The sequence below is a fragment of the Campylobacter sp. TTU-622 genome, assembly GCF_016598965.1.
Taxonomy (GTDB): domain Bacteria; phylum Campylobacterota; class Campylobacteria; order Campylobacterales; family Campylobacteraceae; genus Campylobacter_D.
In genome coordinates, this window is record NZ_JAENKR010000090.1 from 1 (window position 1) to 4,922 (window position 4,922).

5 protein-coding genes are annotated in these 4,922 nt (G+C 28.5%); all 5 read right to left on the bottom strand.

Annotated features, from left to right (window positions below; translation table 11 throughout):
• On the bottom strand, nt 1-432 hold a 432-nt coding region (locus tag JG677_RS07010; RefSeq protein ID WP_200285939.1), incomplete at its 3' end, for a hypothetical protein.
• The gene (gene flgP, locus JG677_RS07015; protein WP_200217142.1) at nt 408-926 is read right to left on the bottom strand and encodes a flagellar assembly lipoprotein FlgP; all 519 of its coding nucleotides are present in this window, start codon (nt 924-926) and stop codon (nt 408-410) included. The genes flgP and JG677_RS07010, both read right to left, overlap by 25 nt.
• Before the next feature lie 45 nt (nt 927-971).
• Nucleotides 972-3,539, bottom strand: coding sequence for a DNA gyrase subunit A (gyrA, locus tag JG677_RS07020; protein ID WP_200285941.1), 2,568 nt, complete (start codon nt 3,537-3,539; stop codon nt 972-974).
• Between the two features lie 39 nt (nt 3,540-3,578).
• On the bottom strand, nt 3,579-4,154 hold the full coding sequence (locus JG677_RS07025; RefSeq protein ID WP_200217143.1) for a ComF family protein: 576 nt from the start codon (nt 4,152-4,154) through the stop codon (nt 3,579-3,581).
• Nucleotides 4,151-4,795, bottom strand: coding sequence for an outer membrane lipoprotein MapA (gene mapA / locus JG677_RS07030; protein WP_200168977.1), 645 nt, complete (start codon nt 4,793-4,795; stop codon nt 4,151-4,153). The genes JG677_RS07025 and mapA overlap by 4 nt, the downstream gene beginning before the upstream one ends.
• Between the last annotated feature and the right edge of the window lie 127 nt (nt 4,796-4,922).

The window sequence follows — 4,922 nt, forward strand, 5'->3', positions numbered from 1 at the left end:
GTAAATCAGTGCACTATTTGAACCAAAATCAACACTAAAACGAAGGGGTAAAATTTTTATATAAATTTCATTTTGAGCTTTTAAAAGATTTGTTTGGGTAAAACTTTTTATTTGAATTTTAGCTCCTATAAAGCATTCATTTAATTCATCTTTGTGTGCATTTAAAAAATCTAATTTAATCTTTTTTGGCATATTTTCATCAATAAATCCTAAAGAATTTTTAGGAAATTTAAGATAGTCTTTTTGAGTATAGGGGAGTTCGCATACAAAATCACTAAGAAAATTATCACTTTTTGTCATTGCTAAGGATATATTTTGACTTTGATGAAAAAGAATTAAATTTTTACTAGAAAGTTCAGCCCAAAATATAAATTCATCTTGGGCAAATAGTTTTAAATTTAATAAAATTAATAAGCAAATAATTCTTTCCACTTGTCTGCATCTATTTTAAGTTCTACATTAACTCTATAAAGTCCTTGATTAAAACTTTCATCAATTATACTTGCATTTTTTATAAGTCCATTAACTTGAGCAGTAATTGTTGAACTTCTTAGCATAGCATCTTTTACCGTATCTTTACCATTTACTTTCACTCCATAAAGTTTGCTTGCAAGTTGTCTATAAGCATCAGTTATTGCAGCTCTTTTAGCAAGCGCTAAAGCTTGAGCGGAAGATACGGTATTTAAAGGAGCTATTCCTTCTCCAACAGCTGTAAAGCTAAGTTCTGTTTCGCTAACATCAGGAGCTAACATTTTTTCTTCTTTGATGATATTTCTTACATCATCTTTATCAACTTTTTGAACAATAATATCTGGATTGTTATTTGCAACTGTATTATTTGCAGTTGTATTGTTCATTTTTGTTGTATTAGGAACACATCCACCAAAAACCATTGCTATAACAAGCATAAAAAATAATTTTTTCATATATACACCTTCAATATATTGTAATTCCAAGTTAAAAAGCAAAAACTATTCCAAATTTAAATTTACTTCCTCCTCCTCTTCATTTTCTTCTTTTGGACATTTAGCTATGCTAACTACTTCATCGTTTTCTACATTTACAACGATAACTCCACTTGTGTTTCTTCCAGCCTTTCTTATACTTTGCATATCTACGCGTATCATTTTACCGCTACTTGTTAATGCCATTAAATCCATGCTCTCATCTACAATAACAACACTAATTAAATCTTTAGTTTTATCTGTAAGCTTCATACAAATAACACCTTTTCCACCTCTACTTTGAAGTCTATATTCTCCAGCAGTAGTTCTTTTACCTATACCTTTAGCACTTATGCTTAAGATTTCTTGTTCGTTATTTTCTATGACAACAGCCCCAACTAATTCGTCATTTTTTTCTTTAAATTTAATAGCGGTTACTCCTCGACTTACGCGACCAATCTCTCTAACTTTAGCAAGAGGAAACTTGATACACATACCTTTTTTAGTAACAGCAAAAAGCATTTTTCCTTGAATATTATCGTTTAAGTCTGCATTTTCTTCTAAAACATTTACTTCTTCTTGTATATTTTCTTCATCATTTTTATCAAAAATTTCATTCTCATCTCTTTGAACGATGATGGCGGTAACAAGCTCATCATCTTCATCAAGATTGATAGCTTTTACTCCAACACTTCTAATATTTTGGTATTCACTTAAATTTGTTCTTTTTACTATACCATTTTTAGTAAAGAAGCATAAAGATTTACTCTCATCAAAATCTGTAGTAGGAATAATAGCCATAATTTTTTCATCAGCTTGAAGATTGATAAGATTTACAACAGCCTTTCCTTTTGCTGTGCGACTTCCTTCAGGTATTTTATAAACTTTAAGCCAATAAAGTTGGCCGCGATCAGTTACAAACATTAAAGTATCATGAGTATTGGCAGTAAAAAAGCTTTCAATAAAATCATCATCATAGGTAGTAACTGCGAGTTTTCCTTTACCTCCTCGCTTTTGTTTTTCATATTGCTTACTTGGCACACGTTTGATGTAACCACGATGAGTTATGGTAACAACCATATTTTCATTTGGTATCAAATCTTCAATATCAATATCATCATAATCATCTTCAATCTGGGTAATCCTTGGAACATCAAATTTAGTTCTTATTTCTTTAAGCTCTTCTTTTATTAAATTTTCTAATAAAACTTCACTTTTTAAGATTTTTTCTAGTCTATCAATTTCTAAAATAAGTTCTTTTAACTCATTTTCAATTTTTTCTCTTTCAAGTCCGGTAAGACGTCCAAGCTTCATATCTAAAATAGCGCTTGCTTGAATTTCGCTTAAATTAAATTTTATAACTAATTCTTCTTTAGCTTTTGTATTATCAGGGCTATTTTTAATTAAAGCTATGATTTCATCGATATTATCTAGTGCAATTTTTAATCCTTCTAAAATATGCATTCTAGCCCTTGCCTTTTGAAGATCAAAAATCGTTCTTCTAATGATAATTGTTTTTCTGTGAGTTAAAAATAAATTTAAAAGGTCTATTAAAGAAAATATCTTTGGCTCTTTGTTATAAATAGCTAACATAATTACACCAAAAGTACTTTCCATTGTTGTTGATTTAAAAAGATTATTTAAAACAATCTCACTCATTGCTTCACGTTTAAGTTCTATAACAACACGTATTCCTTCTCTATCGCTTTCATCTCTAACTTCTGAAATTCCTTCAATTTGTTTTTCTTTTACTAAATCAGCAATTTGTTCTATAAGTCTTGCTTTATTGGTTTGATAGGGAAGCTCATCAATAACTATAATGTCTTTATTTACTTTTTTTTCTATATGTGTTTTAGCACGAATTTTAATACGCCCTCTTCCTGTTTTATAGGCTTCTATAATCCCCTTTTTTCCATAAATAATACCTCCTGTTGGAAAATCAGGTCCTTTAATAAATTGCATTAATTCTTCTAAGCTTGCTTCTTTATGATCAATTAAATATAAAATTGCATCTATTAATTCATTTAAACTATGCGGTGGAATATTTGTTGCCATACCCACTGCAATACCGCTTGATCCATTAAGCAATAGATTTGGAACCCTAGAAGGTAATATATCTGGCTCTGTAGTTGTTCCATCGTAATTTGGAATAAAATCAACTGTATCTTTATCAATATCTTTTAAAAGCTCTTCTGCTAAAATTGTCATTTTAGCTTCAGTATAACGCATAGCAGCAGCACTATCTCCATCAATAGATCCAAAATTTCCTTGTCCATCTATAGTTGGATAACGCATAGAAAAATCTTGAGCCATTCTTACAAGAGCATCATAAACAGCACTATCTCCATGAGGATGATACTTACCTATTACATCCCCCACAATACGTGCTGATTTTTTATGCTTACTTTTGCTGCCTACTCCAAGATCATTCATTGCATACAAAATTCTTCTATGAACTGGCTTTAAACCATCTCTTGCATCAGGTAGAGCACGTCCTATAATAACACTCATAGAATAATCAAGATAACTACTTTTAATAGAATTTTCTATATCAATAAGATCAATATCAGTATCTTTGTTAAAAATATTTTCCATAAAAATCCTTAAAGCCTAAAAAATGATTATTGTATCAAATTATTCTTTTGCATCAGCTAAAACAAGAGCAAAAAGAACAAAAATTTTATTTTTTTCTAAAAGTTCTTTAGCTTCCAATAAACTAGAACCAGAAGTTACAACATCATCAACTAAGATTACAGGATGATTTATTTTTTTTAAAAGCTTATAATTTCTTTTATTTTGCTGACGAAATTGCATATTTTGACCTGAATATTTTACATTAGATTGAGCATGAAGTGCTCCATAAACTGGTTTAATATTTTTGCTTTTTAAATATCTAAGTAAAATTGCTGAATGAGAATAAAGCAAATTTTCAACCTTATCATCTAAAGCTATAGCATTAATTTTTATATCTGGATTAAAAAAATGTTTAAACTTTTTAAAACTTAATTTTGCAAGCATATTAAAAACAAAATATCCATAAAAATGGTGTTTAGAATAAAGAAGATGCTTGATTTGTTCATATTTATAAAAAGAATAAACTTTAAAATTTTTATCAAGCATTCTTATGCTTAAGGAAAGCTCTTTTAAATTTTCCTTGCATTTATCACAGAATCCTAAAAGAGCAAATTCCTCACAATTAAAACATTTCAAAGTGAGGCAATGATACTTGCTGCTTTATTAGCCATTTGTTTAATCAAAAGATGAGTATAGAAAGTGATTTCTTTTAGGTTATCAAAACCTTGTACATCTTGTTTTGTGCGTATGGTAAATTTTCTATTTTTATTTACATCATAAAGAGATAAAACTCCAACCAGTCTAGAATGAAGCCCTGTAGAATCTTTTTTAGAATTATAGTCAATAAAAGCTAGATCAACTTTAGTTACATAAGGAGAATTGTCATTATTGTTTTCCAATACTACAATCCCTCTTGACTCAAGCTCTTGTTTTAAATAAACATAAAAAACAGCATTAAATTGAGTATCAACAAAATATTTTTGATTGTTAGTAAATAAAGTTTTTTTATCTTCACTTAAATCATAAAATCTATGTAAATAAACTTTTTTTAAAGCTACACCAGTATCAAGAGTTCTTTTATTAGCACAACATTCAATACCTACATCACTAATATACAAAAGTCCTTTTATTTTTGCTTCAAAACCACTTGGACTTTCACAAGAGGTGCATCCTGAATTTTTAGAAACTTGATTTACTTGAGCAAAAGTATCTTGACGATTTGCACAAGCACTTAAAATAAAAATACTTGCTATAAAAATCACAAGTCTGATAAACATCACATCTCCTTAACTTTCTATATTTTTAATTGTATTTAAAAATCAAGCAAATTTCAAGCCAAATTTAAAATATGTATTTTATAAACTCATTGGATTTAATCAATTTTTTATGTTTTTTTTTTTTATA